Consider the following 16,541-nt stretch of genomic DNA (forward strand, 5'->3'; position numbering starts at 1 on the left):
TAGGCGCACGCCTGCGGGCAAAACTTCGTTGATCGTGAGACTCACGCCCTCGACCGCGATGCTGCCTTTGTTTGCCATCAGCGGCATGACGCTAGAGGGCAAATTTATATAAAAATCGACCCCATTTTCGCGCCGCTCTATGCGCACTACCTCGCCGATAGCATCGACGTGGCCTTGCAGCAGATGTCCGTCCACGCGGTCTGCTAACCGCATCGCAGGCTCTATGTGCATGCGTCCGCGCAAGTTTTCCATCACGATGTGCGCCCTGGTCTCGGCGCTTAGCTCCACGCTAAAGCCGTCTGCGTGTAGCTGCGTCACACTAAGACATGCGCCGTTTACTGCGACGCTATCGCCTAAATTTGGGCGGTACGAGGCTTTTAGTCGCAGGGTATTTTGCGAATAGCTCGCAACCTGCGCGATCTCTCTAATCAGTCCGTTAAACATTTTTCGTCCTTAAATTTTGAGCTATTTTATAAAATTTAGCCTCAGAACGGGCTAAATTTGCCGACCAAATTTTACCGCTCGCTTTTTAGCGCGGCGCAAATATGCAAAACTGGCAGAGTAATCGACCAAGGCTTGATCAAAATTTAATACACTTTAAAAATATTTAAGATAAAATAATCGCCAAATAATAATCATAAGAAACGATAAACTTGAAAAAATCACGACTAGGCCTACTTGAGACCGATATTTTAGACGTTTTGGATCAAAACGAGCTTGCTAAATTTAACCGCGAGCTTCTGGCCAAGGGTGCTGCGATCTACGCAGAATCAATCAAAGTCGTGATAATTAAAAGCGGCTCGGGCAAGCTCTCGTTTTTTGAGGACGGCGAGGAGTTTATCGTCTATCACCTCCAAAAAGACAACATCTCGATCGTGGACGACGTGTGCGTGCTAGAGATCCTAGAGGACAGCGAGGTCTACTCGATCGACGCGGGCGATATGGGCGAGCTGCTAAAAAACGAGCGATTTGCCAAAGCATACGCCGACACACTCGTAAATATCTCGCTACTGCAGCGCCAGATCATAAAATCGATACTTTTTGAAAGCGCGAAGGGGCGCATAGCAAACTTTCTCGTCGAGCTCGCCGCCGAGCAAAATTTGACGCAAAACGGCTACCACTACGTCTTTTTACCATTTTCGCTAAAGGTGCTTTCAAGCTTCGTCGGACTCAAACGCCAAAGCGCAAGCACCGCGTTTAACGAACTCATAAAAGACGATATCATCAGGCGCATAACGCCGCATGAGTTTTTGATAGTGGATTATGAAAAGCTGCAAAGCTATACGAACTAAATTTTAAATTTATGCGCCGAGACTCACACCGCTAAAACATAAATTCGGTTTTTAAATTTGATGTAGTTAAATTTGTAAATTTAGTAAGCTATGTGATAAATATTCAAGACGGGTTGTGTGTAGTTTAAATAGTTTTTGGTGGATACGACGGGAGCGGACCGGTCGTCCGTGACCCGAGTATCCTAGCCGAAAACTATTTGAAATCCAGCCGAGCCGGGGAATTAAAAATTACTTCTTTTTCATGTCAAATTTATTCGCCATAAATCCAACTAGCCCCACAAAGAAAAGACCGCCGCAGATATTGCCTAGCGTAACCGGAACTAGGTTTTTGCCGATGAAATTTCCCCAGCTTAGCACGTCTAGCTTTTCAGCCGTGATGCCGTGCCCTAGAGCCGTAGCCGCAGCGGTGATATCTCCGCCGTTTGCCGCGATGTAGTGAGCTTTAGCGATGATGGCTTCTGTTATGATAAACATATTTGCCACGCAGTGCTCCATCGAGCATGCGACAAACGCACCGATCATCCACATAATGGCAAAAAATTTGCCCGCTAAGTTGCTCTCGCTGGTCGCAGTCCAGATAGACATGCAAACAAACACGTTACAAAAGATACCGCGGATAAATAGCTCGTGAAACGGCGCCGTGATCTTGCCGATACCGGCCGGTACGAAGTGCTGCAAGATGTAGCCGTCGTATTTTAGCGGTAAGCCAGAGTAGTAGTACATATAGGCAATTAGCGCGCCGCCGACGAAGTTAAAAACCCAAACGATCGCCCAGTAGCTAAAGGTTTTGCCTAAATTTAGCTTGCCTTCATACGCGCTAACGCCGCTTAAAACCGAGCTCGTAAATAGATGTCCGCCGTAAAAAACGACCATCATGAGACCGCAGCTAAATGTGATGCCGCCGATGAAATTTGCTAATCCTATAGACTGCTTTTCAGCCATGCCCACGGTCGAGTGCGCCCAAAAAATATCGCCCATAGCGATCGCCGCGCCCGCCATGATAGCTAGAAAAATAATGCTTACTAACGGAGTATGCGCCTTGTGCTCCATCGAATTTGACACCGCTTGCGCGGTTTCTGCAGGATTTAACATCTCTCCCTCCTCCTAATTTAAATTTTTATCTATCTCCAAGATACGTTCAAAGGCTTTTTGCGCGCTTTTTTTCGCATTTTCGCTTAAGCCCTCTTTAAAATCAAGCACGTTTTCAAGCAAAACGCTAATGCCTAAAAACAGCGTTTTGGGGCAAATTTTACGCAGGTAGCTTAAAAGTACGGGCGTGGGCAAGTTGTGCGTCGAGTAGATATAGTCGCGCTCGTTGCTTAGATCAAAAAATTCGATCGCTCCGTCCTTAAACCCGCTCATAGCATCTACCACGACGATGATATCGGGCGCAAATTCTCTAAGCGCGCCAAACTCGTTTTCAGGCACGTCCTGTCCGTAAAATACCCGCCAATCTTTCAAATTTGCCTCGACGATCCGCCCCGTTTCGTTGCCTACGTCGTCGTCGCCGCGCATGGGATTACCGATACAAAGAAGCGCCTTTTTCATCAAAAATCCTTCCTAAGCACCAGGTATCCCTCGCGCAGATTTTCAAGCTCTTTTTTTAGCTCACATTCGCAAAGCTCGGGGATGAGCCTTGCCGCATGCTCCCTAAATATCTCCACTTCAAAATACTTGCTTAAATTTCCCAGCTTAAATTTGACATATTCGCCGCCGCTAGCTACGATACGCTCAAACTCCTCGTCCGGTATTTCGAGCGTTTTTTCGCTAAAGTCCACCGTCCCCACGCCGTGTCCGACGCAGACGGAAAATAGCTTGATATCTTTTAACTCTTTTGGCATCTTTTCGTTTTCGTCCATGTGGCGGCGGGCGAGTTTATAGACTCTTATCATCGTTTATCCCAAATTTCTTTTTTGACGTCGATGGCATTTTGCGTATCGCGTTTTGCTTTGGCGTATTTTAGATAGACGTCGTTGTAAAGCAGCCCCATACACTCGGCGTATCTAGGATCTTCTTCTTTATGGATAGCCTCTAGCATTACTTTTTTAGTAGCCGCTACGTCGTGGATATTAGGAGAAGTTTTGGCCGCGTCCATATACTTGGCAAACAGCGTCCTACCGAAGATATAGCTCATTAGCCTTTTTGCCTCGGCTTCCAAATCGCGCTCAAAAAGTATATCGCCTATGATAGACTCTTTTACGGCGGGGGCTTTACAGTCGTCTTGTTCAAAGCTTCTTTTTTGTAGCTTTTGATCTATGATGCCAAGAGCCATACCAAGGCCGTATATAACGCTAGCCGGATGCGGAGGACAGCCCGGGATATAGACGTCTACGGGTATAATCTTATCTATACCGCCCCAAACGCTATAAGCGTCGTAAAAGATACCGCCCGTACTGCCGCATGCGCCAAAGGCCACCACGATCTTTGGATCTGGAGCTGCTTCGTAAGCGCGAAGCAGCGGATAATACATCTGGCGCGTAACCGGGCCGGTGCAGAGCAAAATATCCGCATGGCGAGGGTTGGCTACTAGCTTAAATCCGAAGCGCTCCGGATCCCACATCGGCGTAATAGCGGCGAAAATTTCTATCTCGCAGCCGTTGCAGCTGCCGCAGTCGATGCGGTAGACGCTAAAGCTTCGTTTGATATTTTTTAGATGTTCTAACTTTGCGGTTAGGTCGTTTGCCGTTTTTATATTTTCGGGAACTTGATAAAGGCTCATTTTATCCCCTCCTCTACGTCTTTAGTTATGCGCTCTACGGCTTGGGCTTTTTTGCACTCGGGGCAGATATATAGATAGCCTTTAGCTTCCTCTAGCCTGCCCGGGAGTAAATTTGCCGTACTAAGCTTTGAAAAAGTATAGTTTATAAGGCGAACCGGCGTATAGGGTTTGCCGCAGCATTTGCACTTTTGCATCTCTAGTTCGCCGCGCTGTATTAGCGCGCTTTTGTCGAATTTAACCGCAAGCTCGAAACCCTGACTTAGACGTACGCCGCCCGTTGGACAAACCTCGTCGCAGCGTCCGCAAAATATGCATCGTCCGCAGTCAAACTGCCACACGAGCTTGTCTTGTTTTTCGTTCATCTTTAGCTCTATGGCGTTGCTAGGGCATGCTACGCCGCATGCCGCGCAGCCTATGCAGAGCTCGTAGGTGTAAAACGGCTGCCCGCGGAAATTTTCGGGCACTTTGTAGGGCTCAAACGGATAGGCGTAGGTCGCCTTTCCGTATTTTTCGGTTACGTCAAATAACTTCATCATCTTAAATCCTTTTTGCTAATTTTGCCCGTTTGGCAAAATTTCTTAAGGTCTTTTTCGGTTAAAATTTTGCTCTTTTTGGTATTTACGTCCACTACGGTAACGCGGTCGGTGCAAGAGTAGCACGGATCTAGCGAGCAAACGATGAGCGCCGCGTCTGAAATGTTGTTTCCGCGGAACTGATAGCGAAGGCTAGGCCAGTTGTTATAAGTAGCCGCGCGGCATCTCCAGCGGAAAACCTTTTGCGCACTGCCTTGCATGATCCAGTGGACGTTTTCGCCGCGAGGAGCTTCTACGTGTCCGAGGGCGAAATTTTCAGGCTTTATCATCGTTTTTGGATCGATTGATATCGGCGTTTGAGGCATTAGCTCCAAACACTGCCTGATGATATGTATGGACTCTTTTAGCTCGTTATATCTCACGACTTCGCGGCTAAATACGTCTCCGCCATGCTCTACGTAGACTTTAAATTCGATATTTTTAAAGAAATCGTAAGGGTGGTCGTAGCGGTTGTCGCGCTTTAGACCCGAGCCTCGCATATTAGGACCTACGGGACTAAAGTCTCTTGCTACTTGCTTATCTAGCACGCCCACGCCTTTCCAGCGCGCGATTTGGCGTTTATCGTCCATAACCGCGTCCCAAATTTCAGAAATTTGAACGTCGAGCTTGTTTATCATCTCGATGCCCTTTTTTATCTCGTTATCGGTCATGTCGCGGCGAAGTCCGCCCATGATGACGTTGCCGTAGGTTTTACGGCCGCCGGGTACTAGCTGGGCTAACTCCATAGAGCACTCGCGCACCCTAAAGATATGCATAAAGGCGTTATAGTTACCAGTTACCTCGCAAGCTAAACCGATGTTTAAAAGATGGCTGTGAAGACGCTCGATCTCAAGACAGATGACGCGGATAGCCTGCGCTCTTAGCGGAACTTCAAGCCTGATAGCCTTTTCTGCCGCTTCTATACACGCAATCGCGTGAGCGTAGCCGCAAATTCCGCAGACGCGCTCTGCAAGATAGCCCATCTGATCGTAGTTCATTCTGTTTTCGGCTAGCTTTTCCATACCGCGGTGCTGATAAAAGAGGCGGTAGTCTGCATCTATGATCTCGTCGCCGTCGCAAAATAACCTAAAGTGTCCAGGCTCATCGCTAGTTACGTGCAAAGGCCCAAGCGGCACGTCGATGACGCTATCGCCTTTTGGAAATAAAAACTCGGTGTCGGGCTCGTCTTGGTGAGCGACAGGATCTGGGCGGTAGCGGTAGTCCATCGCGTCTTTCCTAAGCGGATAAAGGCCGTCGGGCCAATCGTCGCTTAGCACCAATCTACGCTTATCGGGCAAGCCCTCGGCTACTAGGCCGAACATATCGTAGGCTTCTCTTTCGTACCAAACGCAAGCAGGCACTAGCGGAGTAACCGACGGAAAAGTCGGATCGACGCCGGGAATTAGCGTTTTAACGGTGATAAAGCACTTATCCTCGGCGGCAAAGTCGTCTTCTTCCGTCATCTTGCCGCCCTCCATAGACAAAGCGTAGTAAAGCGCAAAACAGCCGTTTATAGTCCTCTCGTCGCTAGGTATCATCGTAGAGATGAAACCGCCGATATCGTAGTAAAGGGTCTTAACCGCAAGCGGAAGGTCGTTTCTATCGACCAAAACCGTGATTTGGTCGTCGGCCTGGCGGGTTACTTCTAGAACCTTTACCTTTGTTTTTAAAATTTCAACGAATTTATCGCCTCTCATAATAGTTCTCCAGTTATTATCTTAACGCCGTTTTCAACCAGCGTATAAAAGTTATCCACGTGCCAAACGCCAAAGATTATAATCAAAGCGCAAAGCAGGATAAGCGGTAAATTTTCCAATATACTCATCTCTTTATTGTGAACGACCGCGCCTTTAGGTTCGCCAAAACTTGCTAAGTTAAAGTGCGAGAAGTCCGCGATAAAGATGATCGCAAGAGCTATCGCAAATAGCGCAACGCTAAAATATTGACCGCTATTTACGGCGCCGACGAAGACATTATATTCGCTGACGAATATCGCAAACGCGGGCACGCCTACCAGCGAACAAACCGCAGCGCCGAACATCATAGTAGTTATCGGTGCAATCTTTACCATACCGCCCATTTTGGTCATATCTTTGTGACCGTAAATTCTAGCGATGTTGCCGGTTGAGCAAAATGCAAGAGCTTTTGTAAAACTGTGAGCTAGGCAGTGGAAAATCGCCGCAAATAGCCCGAAAGGTCCGCCCACGCCAAGAGCAAAGGCGATAACGCCCATATGCACGATAGAGTGGTAGGCAAACATTCTTTTTACGTCGTGTTGTCTAATCAGGAATATACCGCCGACGAACAACGTAATAAGGCCTGAGATTATCATCACGCTTTGAACGAACTCCATGCCCGTAGCTTGAGCAGCGATAGCGTAATATCTAAATAAAGCTAGCATCGCGCACTTTAGCAAAACGCCTGAAAGCAGAGCCGAAATCGGGGCTGGGCCTTGGGCGTGAACATCGGGAAGCCAGGTGTGCGTAGGAGCGAGGCCGGCTTTGGTGCCAAATCCTATAAGCGCAAAGACAAAGATTAGCTTTGCAACGTCAGGGCTTAAATTTTTAGCATTTGCCATTATGCCGGTCCATAGCATCGCAGCCTCGCCGTCTTTTGTCTCCGCAAAGGTCGCAGAGTAAAGAAGCACGGTCGCATAAAGCGCAAACGCTAGGCCGATAGAGCAAAGAACTATGTATTTATAGCCGCTCTCGGTTGATTTTTGATCTTTTAAGATCGCTACTAGAAACACCGATGAAAGCGTAGTAGCCTCAATCGCAGCCCACATAAACGCGACGTTGTTACAGATGACGCTTAAGCTCATCGTAAATATAAACACGTGGCTAAGCGCATAGTATTTCTTAAGCGCGCTTAAATTTATATGTCCCTCTTCAAGCTCCCATCTCATATAGTGGGTCGCGTATAAATTTACGAGTAGGCCGGTAACCGCGATAAGTATCAAAAATACGCAGCCAAGGCTGTCTAGAAACAAAAATTTATCGTGCGCGTAAAACGTACCGCCGGTTAAAACCTTGCTTACGTTAAATAGCAACGCCAAAGACGTAACTGCGCTAACGGCTACGTGAAGCAAACTCAAAAAAGCGTAATTTTTCGGAGAGAAAAATAGCAGTATCGCTCCAAGAAGCGGTAAAATTAATACCAAAGTTAAACTATCCATCTCTATCCCCTTAAATTCGTAGCCTTAGACGTGTCAAGGCTGCCGTATGCTTTATAAAATCTAATCGCTAAAACGCTCATAATGATAACGGCAAAAATCGCATCTGTTAAAATTCCAAGCTCGACAAGCTCGTTTGAGTTGTAAGCCATAAGCGCTAGGCTTAGATGTATGCCGTTTTCAAAAAGGCAATAAGCTAAAATTTGCTTGATAAACGAGTTTCTAAGCATAAAGCCGAAAACCCCCATCATAAATACGCAAACCGCCGCTAGTAGCATTATCTTTTCTTTAATAAGCGAAAACTCCAAAAATATCGGATTAATACTCATCGCCAAAGCCAAACTAAAACCCATCGCTATAACGGGGCTCACGAAAAAGCCGCCCACAGGCTCGTCTTCGTGCACGACGCCAAGATTTTTAATAAGCCAAAGCAAGATCGCAGGCACGAATAAAACCTTCGTAAAAAACGCCACGACCGCCCACGTGGATAGTTGCTCGGCGTTAAATTTAGACGACAACGTAAAAAATATCCCGACTAATAGCAACGTCTGAACTCCGTAAACTATGACGGATAACTTTAGGCTTCTTAGCCCGAAAACCGCCAAAGACGTTACCATCATACAGATAGCCAAAGTATCTAAAATATTCATCTCACACCCCCACGACGTAAAGCGTCAAAGCCGCAAAAGATATAGCTAGAGCAGCCAGAGCGTTTTTACGTAAGCTCGAAGTCATCTGGAATCTAGGTCCGAAGTTATCTATAAATACGGCCGCTACGTAAAACACTCCCGTTTTTAAGACGAAAATTATTACCGCTAAAAACGGATTGCTAAAATTCCATGGCTCGAAAATCGAAAGGAAAAGCCCGATCATCGCAAATTGTTTTAAGATAAGCGAAGCTTGAACTAGGCCTAAATCAGAGCCGGCGTATTCGCCTAGCAAGCCTTCTTGTAACTCTTGCTCGGCTTCTGCTAGGTCAAAAGGCTTTCTGCCCGTTTCAACGTATATGCACCATAAAAACGCGATCGAAGCAACAGCAAAGCTTGGGATCTGATATCCGATCTGGCCGCTTTTTACCATTGATTGTATCTCGACCAAATTTGACGTTCCAGCTGCAAGCATAACTACGATTAGGCACATTATCATCACCGGCTCTACGTAGACGGCTAGCATCTGCTCGCGTCCGCCGCCGGTAGCCGCAAACGGGTTGCCGCTATCCATAGAAGCAGCGCCGAAAACAAAGCGAAGTAGCGCGCCTAGATAAAGAATCACGAAAATATCGGAGTAAGCTCCAAAAATCGTGCTTTTACTATAAGTAATAGGAATAGCCGCTAGTATCGCCGCCGAAGTGGCAAATAAGAAAAACGGCGCCCATCTAAATACCCAGTGAGAGCACTCAGGCACGGTTCTACCGCGTCTAAATAGCTTTATGATGTCGCGATACGTCTGGAAAAAATCGCTGCCTTGTTTTGATTGTAGTTTGGCTCTTAGTTTCCTGGCCATACCGTCAAACAAGGGCGCAACCAAGACGATGACGACTACTTGAAATATCATCAAAAGTATAGTCTGTAAAATTTCCATCTCACGCCCCCTATATCAAAAAGTAGCTAACCGCTAGTATCGCGCAAAGATATATGAGGATATATAGCGCGTAAACGTTGGTGTAGCCGCTTTGCATTATGCCTATTTTATCGGCGACCTTTTCGGTAAATTTAATCACCGGCTCGTAAAATAGCCCCCACCAGATATCTTTTGGATGGTTGTGGTATTCGACCGGGTTAAAATAGCCTTTAGTCACGACTTTTCTCTCGCCTTTAAACAGCCAGTTCATTATGCGCCTTAGATCGCCCGTAAAAGGGCCGCCCGTCATTTGCATGCGAGAGCTGTACTTAAATCCGCAAGCCCAAGGATCGGTCTCGCGAGGTTTCTCGCGGTTTGCTTTCATAAATGCTAAAATCGCAAAAGGCAAAACCATAGTAGAACACAAGATAATGGCTATAAGCGGAGTAGAAACCACGCTGCCTAAATTTGAGGTCAAATTTATACCGTGGCTAGCTACGTAACCGCCTGCGCCGCCTATGGAATTTACGGCCGTTTGGATGTAGCCGACGACTACGTTAGCTCCGATACCAAAGCCTATACAGCCGATCATTAGCACGATCATGCCAAGCACCATAAATATCGGGCTTTCTTTCGCGTTGTCCCAAATTTTCTGATCTCTTGGAGTTCCCGCAAAAATTACGGCATAAAGCTTAAGGTGCATGCCGACTAGTACGCCCGTAAGAGCTAGCGCAACGACTGAAAGCGTAAAGGCGTATCTAGTAAAGATACCCTGCTCTAGCGCGCCTTGAAGCATACCTTGATAGGTAAACCACTCGGATACGAAGCCGTTAACGGGAGGCAATGCCGCGATACCCATGATACCGATAAACATGCCAACAGACGTCCAAGGCATCTTTTTAGCTAGGCCGCCTAGCACGTCCATATCGCGAGTGTGCGTAGCGTGCAAAACCGAACCCGCGCAAAGAAATAAAAGTCCTTTAAATATCGCGTGGTTAACCACGTGATAGCATCCCGCTAAAAATCCGATCGCGGCAAGCGTCATATTTCCGGCGGCTAGACCGTATAGGCCGGTGCCAAGACCGAGCAAGATGATGCCGATGTTTTCAACCGAGTGATAAGCAAGAAGCGCTTTGTAGTCGTGCTGACAAAGAGCGTAAAGAACACCAAAAAGCGAACTAGCGGCACCCAAAATCAAAACCGTCAAACCAAAGTAAATGCTTAAAGGCAAGAAAAGCGTAAATTTAACTAGAGTAAATAGCGCAACCTTTATCATTACGCCGCTCATTAGAGCAGAGACGTTTGAAGGAGCGGCCGGGTGAGCCATCGGTAGCCATACATGGAAAGGCCACATACCGGCCTTGCTGCCAAAACCGACCAAAAATAATATAAACACCACGACGCTAGCCGCAGTCGGCATATTTAGATGGGCAAATTTGCTAAACTCAGCGCTGCCGGCATAGTGAGCCATTATTAGCAGTCCGCACGTGATACAAAACGCACCGACCTGAGCGATGCCAAGATACACCATCACCGCTTTTAGCGTGCCTTTGCCGTCGTTTACGAGGATAAGGAAAGACGAGATAAGCGTCATAAGCTCCCACAAAACGATGAAGCAAAATACGTTATTTGCGCTGATGACTAGAAGCATCGAAAGGATGAAAAGGTTAAACAAACAGGCGAAAACGCCGACGTTTGCTTTTTTGATGTATTCCTCCGCGTAGCTCATACCGTAGACGCTGCTGGCAAAGCCGATAAAGACGACTACGAAGCTAAAGAAATTTCCAAGCGGAGTTAGCTCAAATTTAGGCGCATAGAGAAAGTCTCCGCCTAGAGCGAAGCCTTGGGTCACGCCCATATTAGCCACAAAGTAGCAAAGCGCGTAAAAACAGCTAATCGCGCTTAATCCAAAGCCGATTTTGACGGCTGATTTTTGCGCGCCGTAGAGCAGGATGCTAACGGCGGCGCTAACTAAGAAAAGTAGATACACGCCTACCATCTCGCACCCCCTTTTGCGCCGCTATTTTCGTCGTTCATAGCGCGCGAATTTGACGCCGCTTGCTCTCTTGCTTGCTCGCTAGGAGTTTTGTCAAGCTCCTTGATGACGATGACGTCGCCCTCGCCGTCCACGTCCTGAGCGCCGATATCGGCTAAAACGTGAGGTTCTTTTAAATTTCCGCTTCCGCGTAAAATTTTATCGACGAAAGCCTGAGCGGCTTCTTGCTCGATCTTGTTGCCAAGCTTGTGATGGCTGTGCAAAGGATCGACCATGATGATCGCGCTGGTCGGACAAACCTCGACGCACGCAGGGCCGTTTTCGCGCCCAAAGCACATATCGCACTTTATCGCAGTGTTTTTCGCGCCGGCTTGACTTTCGATTTCGAGGTAGTACTTCGGCTCTACTGCGTAGTTAACGGACGGCATGAGCTCCGCGCTCGAGCTTATCGCGCCGTAAGGGCAAGCGATCGTGCAGAGTTTGCAACCTATACAAATCTCTTCGTGAAGCTCGATGCAGTTATCGTCAAACCTGAGTGCCCCGGTAGGACATACGTTCGCGCAAGGACCGTCATCGCACTGGCGACACTGCGTCGGCATGACGCCTTTTGCTTGACGGAGCACTGTTAGTCTAGCTTTTGAAAGCTTACCGCGCTCATAAGCGCTACGAAAACAGGCCGCCATGCAAGTAGCGCAACCGATACAACGTTTGTAATCGGCGATCACAAATTTATGTTGTTTCATAAATTCTCCTTTCTACTTGTTTTTTGATTCTTGATTACTCTTAAATCTTGAACTAATTGTATTACTTTTAGAAATTTATTTCCGTCATTTGGCTGACAAATTTTGTATTTTTTAGATTAATTTTTATGAATTATTTATTTTTAAGCTTGTTTTTAAATTTACTGTAAAATAGGCACTTTATTAAACTTATGCGAATATAAAAATATTACGCATAGGCTATCTAATGCACTAAAAGGAGTATTTTAGTCCTATAATGACTCGGAAAGCTTAAGGCAAAATTTAATCTCAGCCTTTAAAATTTTACGGAATACTTTTTGCTGGAACTCGCCGTTAGTAATATAAAAAGGATAAAAATGCAGATCAAAAACGGCGCCTCAAACGAGATTTTAAAGACCTTAGCAAACCGAATCGGCCAAGGTCAAAAAGGCGATAAATTTTTAGCCGGCTCTACGCTTGCGGCAGCAAATTTGACCGGTTTTGCCGATATGCTGGATAAATTTAACGAAAATGCAAATTTAAGCGACGCGGCAGGTAAATTTAGCGGCGATAAATTTACGGGTGGCGAGACCGGCTCGTTTTTACGAAATTTAGCCCGCGACGAAAACGAAGCGCAAATCTACGCCAAACTAGAACGCGAAGCCAAAGAAGCCACGAAGATGTTTAAGAAATTTGATTTTATGCAGATGATGACGAAGCTAGAGATGGGTAATCTAAAAGACGGCGAGCGAGCGGAAATTTTTGCCAAGATGAACAAAATCGCAAAGGAAATTTGACTTTAATGCGGGGTTAAATTTCCGCCCGATCTCTCAATAAATGCTCCATAAAAAATTACTATAAATAAATTTAAACCAAATCGCCAAACTACGCGCACCGGCTCAAAAAAAACGTCAAATTTAAGATAATTTTCCTCGCCGTCTTTCCTTAAATTTTTGTATATTTTATCTGTTTTTTGATAGAATCGCGAATTTTAAGGACAAGGAAAATTTGAATATGAACTATGATATTATCGTCGTCGGAGGCGGTCACGCAGGCATCGAAGCCAGCCTCGCCGCCGCAAAAATGGGCAAAAAAACGCTGCTAATCACCATCCTAGCCGAGCAAATCGGCGCCGCCAGCTGCAACCCCGCAATAGGGGGCCTAGCAAAAGGCCACCTCGTAAAAGAGATCGACGCTCTAGGCGGGCAAATGGGGCTAACGACCGATGCCGTGGGCATACAGTTTCGCGTACTAAACGAGAGCAAGGGGCCAGCAGTGCGAGGCAGCCGCGCTCAGATCGACATGGACCGCTACCGCGTCTATATGCGAAATTTACTGCTAAATACGCCAAATCTTGAAATCAGCCAAGAGATCGCGACTCAAATTTTAAGCTCGGACGGCAAAATCACGGGCGTAAAAACCCATCTGGGCAACGAGTATAAAACCAGCAAGCTCATCATCACTACGGGCACGTTTTTAAACGGGCTAATTCACGTCGGATTTAACAAACTAGAAGCCGGCCGCGTGGGCGAGCTAAGCGCTAAAAATCTAAGCGATAGCCTGCGCGAACTAGGTCTAGAAGTCGGTCGGCTAAAAACCGGCACCTGCCCGCGCGTGGACGCTAAAAGTATCGACTTTAGCGTGCTTGAGATCCAAGGCGGCGACGAAGATCCAAGCCCATTTAGCTTCCGCACGAGAGACTTCGCGCCTACGCAGCTGCCCTGCTACATCGCCTACACGAATGAGACTACGCACGACATCATCCGCTCAAATTTCGACAAGGCGCCGCTATTTACAGGTCAGATAGAGGGCGTGGGTCCGCGCTACTGCCCGAGTATCGAGGATAAGATAAATAGATTCGGCGACCGCGATAGGCATCATCTTTTCGTCGAACCGCAGACGCTAGAGGCCACGGAGTACTACATCAACGGTTTTTCTACTAGCCTGCCGTATGAAGTGCAGGTCGCGATGCTACGCTCGGTCAGAGGCTTTGAAAACGCTCGCATCGTGCGCCACGGCTACGCGATCGAATACGACTACGTCCAGCCCACCGAGCTAAAACACACGCTAGAGACCAAAAAGGCGCGCGGACTCTATCTCGCAGGCCAAATAAACGGCACCACGGGCTACGAGGAGGCGGGCGCTCAGGGACTGATGGCGGGTATAAACGCAGCGCTTGCGCTTGATGGCAAAGAGCCGTTCGTCCTACGACGCGACGAGGCCTACATCGGCGTCCTCATCGACGATCTAGTGACCAAAGGCACCAAGGAGCCATACCGTATGTTTACCTCCCGCGCCGAGTATAGGCTGCTGCTGCGCGAGGATAACGCCGTGCTGCGCCTAGGAGGATACGGCCGCGAGCTTGGCTTGCTAGACGAAGCGACGTTTGAGAAAATAGAAGCCATAAGGTCAAATTTGACTCTCGGGCTAGAGCTACTAAACACCACCGAGATCACGCCGACAAAGCGAAATTTAGAGCTTTTAGCTAGTCTTGACGAGGAGATAATCAGCCAAAATTTGACCCTGCAAAAAATCGTCGCCAGAAAAAGCTTCACGAGCGAAAAGCTGCGCAAGCTAGATCCGTTTTTTGAGGCGCTTGACGAAGCTAGCTTGGAGCAAATTTTAACCGAAGCCAAATACCAACACTACATCGCCGAGCAAAAAAAGCAGATCGACCGCATGAAAGATATGATGAGCGTGAAAATCCCCGAGGGCTTTAACTTCCGCGGTATCAGCGGGCTTAGCAACGAAGTGGTCGAAAAGCTCGAGAGATTTGCCCCGCCGACGCTCTTTGCGGCTAGCGAGATCAGCGGCGTGACGCCTGCGGCGATAGATATTTTGCACATCTATATAAAGATGAATGCGTCAAAGTGAAAAATAAAATCATAAAATATATAGACTTTTATAGCTATTATTTTTTACCATGCAATAAGTCAACCAAAGACAGAATATACTTAAATATGGGGATTATATGATAGATGATGATTTGAAAAATGAAATTTTAGATGGATTTAGGTATTTTACAAATAGATACGCTCAAGATACAAAATACAGCAAGGACGACAAAACAACACATGATAAGTTAAGTAAATTTCGTGCAAATTTGATCAAATTTACAGATAATATTTTTAAAAATTATAGAAGTGAGCGTAATGGAAATTGGCTAAAGGCAGACGGTAGGACTATTGCGGAATATATATGGAATAGATATATTCCTTTTGAGAATGAATCACATTTAGTTATTTATTTTGCCGTTTTAGCAAAACCTGGCAATTTTTATGTATCCATAGGGCTAATCGATACAAAACTAAGCGATACAGAAGATAAACTAAAAAGATGAAATATATAACTTTTTGGAGTCAGAATGCAAAAAGATACATATACCTGGCTTCAAGCTTGATAAACTTGCATGGGAAAAATATATATATATTTTGCCATAGAGAATGTAGACACTTTTACAACTCTTGACTACACAAGCTTACTTAATGCACTAACAAATGTATATCATCTAACGTATGATAAATTTTATAAAAATACAGAAAACAATCAACAAAACAATAGTGATAATGAAGGATATAAAATGACCGATGATGACAAAAAATTAACTTATCACCTTAATCAAATTTTATACGGTCCTCCAGGAACCGGAAAGACATATAGTGTTGTTCGTAAAGCACTAGAAATTATAGAAGGCAATGCTTCCGATGATAGATCTAAATTTAAAGAGTATGTAGAAAAGGGACAAATAAAATTTATCACATTTCATCAAAGCTATGGATATGAAGAATTTGTCGAGGGTATAAAAGCAGAAACCAAAAACGATAATGTATCGTATAAAATAGAAGATGGAGCATTTAAAAAGATCTGCAAAAGAGCCAATGGTGATAACTGGAAAAAGATACTGCTAAAAGACACAAAAGAAGAACTAACGGAAGATGGCTTTAAAAAACTATATAAAAACTATGTCGATAAACTACCACTTTTTTCAAATAATATGTATGGAAAAATATTAGAAACTCCTACCGATAAACAGCCATTTTATCTATATAAAAATAATCTATTTTCTATTTTGGTTAAGCCTCAAAATAGCAATGATCCAAAAACCATATCTTGTGACAAATTAATCAAAGATATATTTCATAATGATAACTATGGAATGCCTTCTTATGAACCAGTGATTATTCAAGATATTTTGGGTCAGGAGTATGAAAGTTATAAAGCAAATCACATTAATCAAAATTGCATCTTAATCATCGACGAAATCAACCGCGGAAATATCTCTAAAATTTTTGGTGAGCTAATAACACTCATAGAGCCGTCAAAAAGGCTCGGAGCAGATGATGAGATAATGGTGGAGCTACCATACTCAAAAGAAAAATTTGGAGTGCCGTCAAATTTATACATAATCGGCACGATGAATACAGCAGATCGCAGCATAGCCCTTATGGATACGGCTCTTAGAAGAAGGTTTGAGTTTGTGGAGATGATGCCAGAATATGACAACCTAAACA

The 16,541-nt window shown here is 45.6% G+C and carries 17 protein-coding genes; 5 read left to right on the forward strand and 12 right to left on the reverse strand.

The window, feature by feature from the left end; all coding sequences use genetic code 11:
* Positions 1-444 (reverse strand): riboflavin synthase (locus Q0546_RS10800; RefSeq protein ID WP_298792936.1); only part of this gene is annotated, 444 nt, incomplete at its 3' end.
* Between the two features lie 209 nt (positions 445-653).
* Here Q0546_RS10800 and Q0546_RS10805 point away from each other — a divergent pair.
* Positions 654-1,292, forward strand: coding sequence for a Crp/Fnr family transcriptional regulator (locus tag Q0546_RS10805; protein WP_298792938.1), 639 nt, complete (start codon positions 654-656; stop codon positions 1,290-1,292).
* 228 nt (positions 1,293-1,520) lie between these two features.
* Here the strand turns inward: Q0546_RS10805 and Q0546_RS10810 are convergent, their stop codons facing one another.
* The 11 genes from Q0546_RS10810 to Q0546_RS10860 are packed head-to-tail and all read right to left on the reverse strand — an operon-like array spanning position 1,521 to position 12,054.
* Positions 1,521-2,384, reverse strand: coding sequence for a formate/nitrite transporter family protein (locus Q0546_RS10810; protein ID WP_298792940.1), 864 nt, complete (start codon positions 2,382-2,384; stop codon positions 1,521-1,523).
* Positions 2,385-2,396: 12 nt separating this feature from the next.
* Positions 2,397-2,840, reverse strand: coding sequence for a hydrogenase 3 maturation endopeptidase HyCI (locus tag Q0546_RS10815; protein WP_298792942.1), 444 nt, complete (start codon positions 2,838-2,840; stop codon positions 2,397-2,399).
* Positions 2,840-3,184: a formate hydrogenlyase maturation HycH family protein gene (locus tag Q0546_RS10820; RefSeq protein ID WP_298792944.1), complete on the reverse strand. Its 345-nt coding sequence runs from the start codon at positions 3,182-3,184 to the stop codon at positions 2,840-2,842. Before Q0546_RS10820 ends, Q0546_RS10815 begins: the two co-directional genes overlap by 1 nt.
* Positions 3,181-4,011, reverse strand: coding sequence for an NADH-quinone oxidoreductase subunit B family protein (locus Q0546_RS10825; protein WP_004322348.1), 831 nt, complete (start codon positions 4,009-4,011; stop codon positions 3,181-3,183). The genes Q0546_RS10820 and Q0546_RS10825 overlap by 4 nt, the downstream gene beginning before the upstream one ends.
* On the reverse strand, positions 4,008-4,547 hold the full coding sequence (locus tag Q0546_RS10830; RefSeq protein ID WP_298792946.1) for a formate hydrogenlyase complex iron-sulfur subunit: 540 nt from the start codon (positions 4,545-4,547) through the stop codon (positions 4,008-4,010). The genes Q0546_RS10825 and Q0546_RS10830 overlap by 4 nt, the downstream gene beginning before the upstream one ends.
* Positions 4,544-6,280: an NADH-quinone oxidoreductase subunit C gene (locus tag Q0546_RS10835; RefSeq protein WP_298792948.1), complete on the reverse strand. Its 1,737-nt coding sequence runs from the start codon at positions 6,278-6,280 to the stop codon at positions 4,544-4,546. Before Q0546_RS10835 ends, Q0546_RS10830 begins: the two co-directional genes overlap by 4 nt.
* Entirely contained in the window at positions 6,277-7,758 is a 1,482-nt protein-coding gene (locus Q0546_RS10840) for a hydrogenase 4 subunit F (RefSeq protein ID WP_298792950.1), read from the reverse strand. Before Q0546_RS10840 ends, Q0546_RS10835 begins: the two co-directional genes overlap by 4 nt.
* A gap of 2 nt (positions 7,759-7,760) precedes the next feature.
* Positions 7,761-8,405: a hydrogenase 4 membrane subunit gene (gene hyfE, locus Q0546_RS10845; protein ID WP_295145302.1), complete on the reverse strand. Its 645-nt coding sequence runs from the start codon at positions 8,403-8,405 to the stop codon at positions 7,761-7,763.
* 1 nt (position 8,406) lies between these two features.
* Positions 8,407-9,336: an NADH-quinone oxidoreductase subunit H gene (locus Q0546_RS10850; protein WP_298792952.1), complete on the reverse strand. Its 930-nt coding sequence runs from the start codon at positions 9,334-9,336 to the stop codon at positions 8,407-8,409.
* A gap of 10 nt (positions 9,337-9,346) precedes the next feature.
* Positions 9,347-11,314 (reverse strand): proton-conducting transporter membrane subunit, encoded by a 1,968-nt coding sequence (locus tag Q0546_RS10855; protein ID WP_298792954.1) that lies wholly within the window; start codon positions 11,312-11,314, stop codon positions 9,347-9,349.
* Positions 11,308-12,054 carry a 4Fe-4S dicluster domain-containing protein gene (locus tag Q0546_RS10860; protein WP_298792956.1) on the reverse strand — a complete coding sequence of 249 codons (747 nt, stop codon included), beginning with the start codon at positions 12,052-12,054 and terminating at the stop codon, positions 11,308-11,310. Before Q0546_RS10860 ends, Q0546_RS10855 begins: the two co-directional genes overlap by 7 nt.
* A 353-nt stretch (positions 12,055-12,407) precedes the next feature.
* Here Q0546_RS10860 and Q0546_RS10865 point away from each other — a divergent pair, with 353 nt between their 5' ends.
* From Q0546_RS10865 to Q0546_RS10880, 4 genes are all read left to right on the forward strand, one after another.
* The gene (locus tag Q0546_RS10865; RefSeq protein WP_298792958.1) at positions 12,408-12,827 is read left to right on the forward strand and encodes a hypothetical protein; all 420 of its coding nucleotides are present in this window, start codon (positions 12,408-12,410) and stop codon (positions 12,825-12,827) included.
* 217 nt (positions 12,828-13,044) lie between these two features.
* Positions 13,045-14,904: a tRNA uridine-5-carboxymethylaminomethyl(34) synthesis enzyme MnmG gene (gene mnmG / locus Q0546_RS10870; RefSeq protein WP_298792960.1), complete on the forward strand. Its 1,860-nt coding sequence runs from the start codon at positions 13,045-13,047 to the stop codon at positions 14,902-14,904.
* Positions 14,905-15,001: 97 nt separating this feature from the next.
* A complete protein-coding gene (locus Q0546_RS10875; protein WP_298792962.1) occupies positions 15,002-15,370 on the forward strand; it encodes a hypothetical protein in 369 nt (122 codons plus the stop codon).
* 240 nt (positions 15,371-15,610) lie between these two features.
* On the forward strand, positions 15,611-16,541 hold a 931-nt coding region (locus Q0546_RS10880; RefSeq protein WP_298792963.1), incomplete at its 3' end, for an AAA family ATPase.

It is taken from the genome of uncultured Campylobacter sp. (genome assembly GCF_937997465.1).
Taxonomy (GTDB): Bacteria; Campylobacterota; Campylobacteria; order Campylobacterales; family Campylobacteraceae; genus Campylobacter_A.

Bases quoted from the DNA above. Each gene is read 5' to 3' on its own strand.
- Q0546_RS10810 (WP_298792940.1), bottom strand. From the start codon at position 2,384: ATGTTAAATCCTGCAGAAACCGCGCAAGCGGTGTCAAATTCGATGGAG.
- Q0546_RS10815 (WP_298792942.1), bottom strand. From the start codon at position 2,840: ATGAAAAAGGCGCTTCTTTGTATCGGTAATCCCATGCGCGGCGACGAC.
- Q0546_RS10820 (WP_298792944.1), bottom strand. From the start codon at position 3,184: ATGATAAGAGTCTATAAACTCGCCCGCCGCCACATGGACGAAAACGAA.
- Q0546_RS10825 (WP_004322348.1), bottom strand. From the start codon at position 4,011: ATGAGCCTTTATCAAGTTCCCGAAAATATAAAAACGGCAAACGACCTA.
- Q0546_RS10830 (WP_298792946.1), bottom strand. From the start codon at position 4,547: ATGATGAAGTTATTTGACGTAACCGAAAAATACGGAAAGGCGACCTAC.
- Q0546_RS10835 (WP_298792948.1), bottom strand. From the start codon at position 6,280: ATGAGAGGCGATAAATTCGTTGAAATTTTAAAAACAAAGGTAAAGGTT.
- Q0546_RS10840 (WP_298792950.1), bottom strand. From the start codon at position 7,758: ATGGATAGTTTAACTTTGGTATTAATTTTACCGCTTCTTGGAGCGATA.
- hyfE (WP_295145302.1), bottom strand. From the start codon at position 8,405: ATGAATATTTTAGATACTTTGGCTATCTGTATGATGGTAACGTCTTTG.
- Q0546_RS10850 (WP_298792952.1), bottom strand. From the start codon at position 9,336: ATGGAAATTTTACAGACTATACTTTTGATGATATTTCAAGTAGTCGTC.
- Q0546_RS10855 (WP_298792954.1), bottom strand. From the start codon at position 11,314: ATGGTAGGCGTGTATCTACTTTTCTTAGTTAGCGCCGCCGTTAGCATC.
- Q0546_RS10860 (WP_298792956.1), bottom strand. From the start codon at position 12,054: ATGAAACAACATAAATTTGTGATCGCCGATTACAAACGTTGTATCGGT.
- Q0546_RS10865 (WP_298792958.1), top strand. From the start codon at position 12,408: ATGCAGATCAAAAACGGCGCCTCAAACGAGATTTTAAAGACCTTAGCA.
- mnmG (WP_298792960.1), top strand. From the start codon at position 13,045: ATGAACTATGATATTATCGTCGTCGGAGGCGGTCACGCAGGCATCGAA.
- Q0546_RS10875 (WP_298792962.1), top strand. From the start codon at position 15,002: ATGATAGATGATGATTTGAAAAATGAAATTTTAGATGGATTTAGGTAT.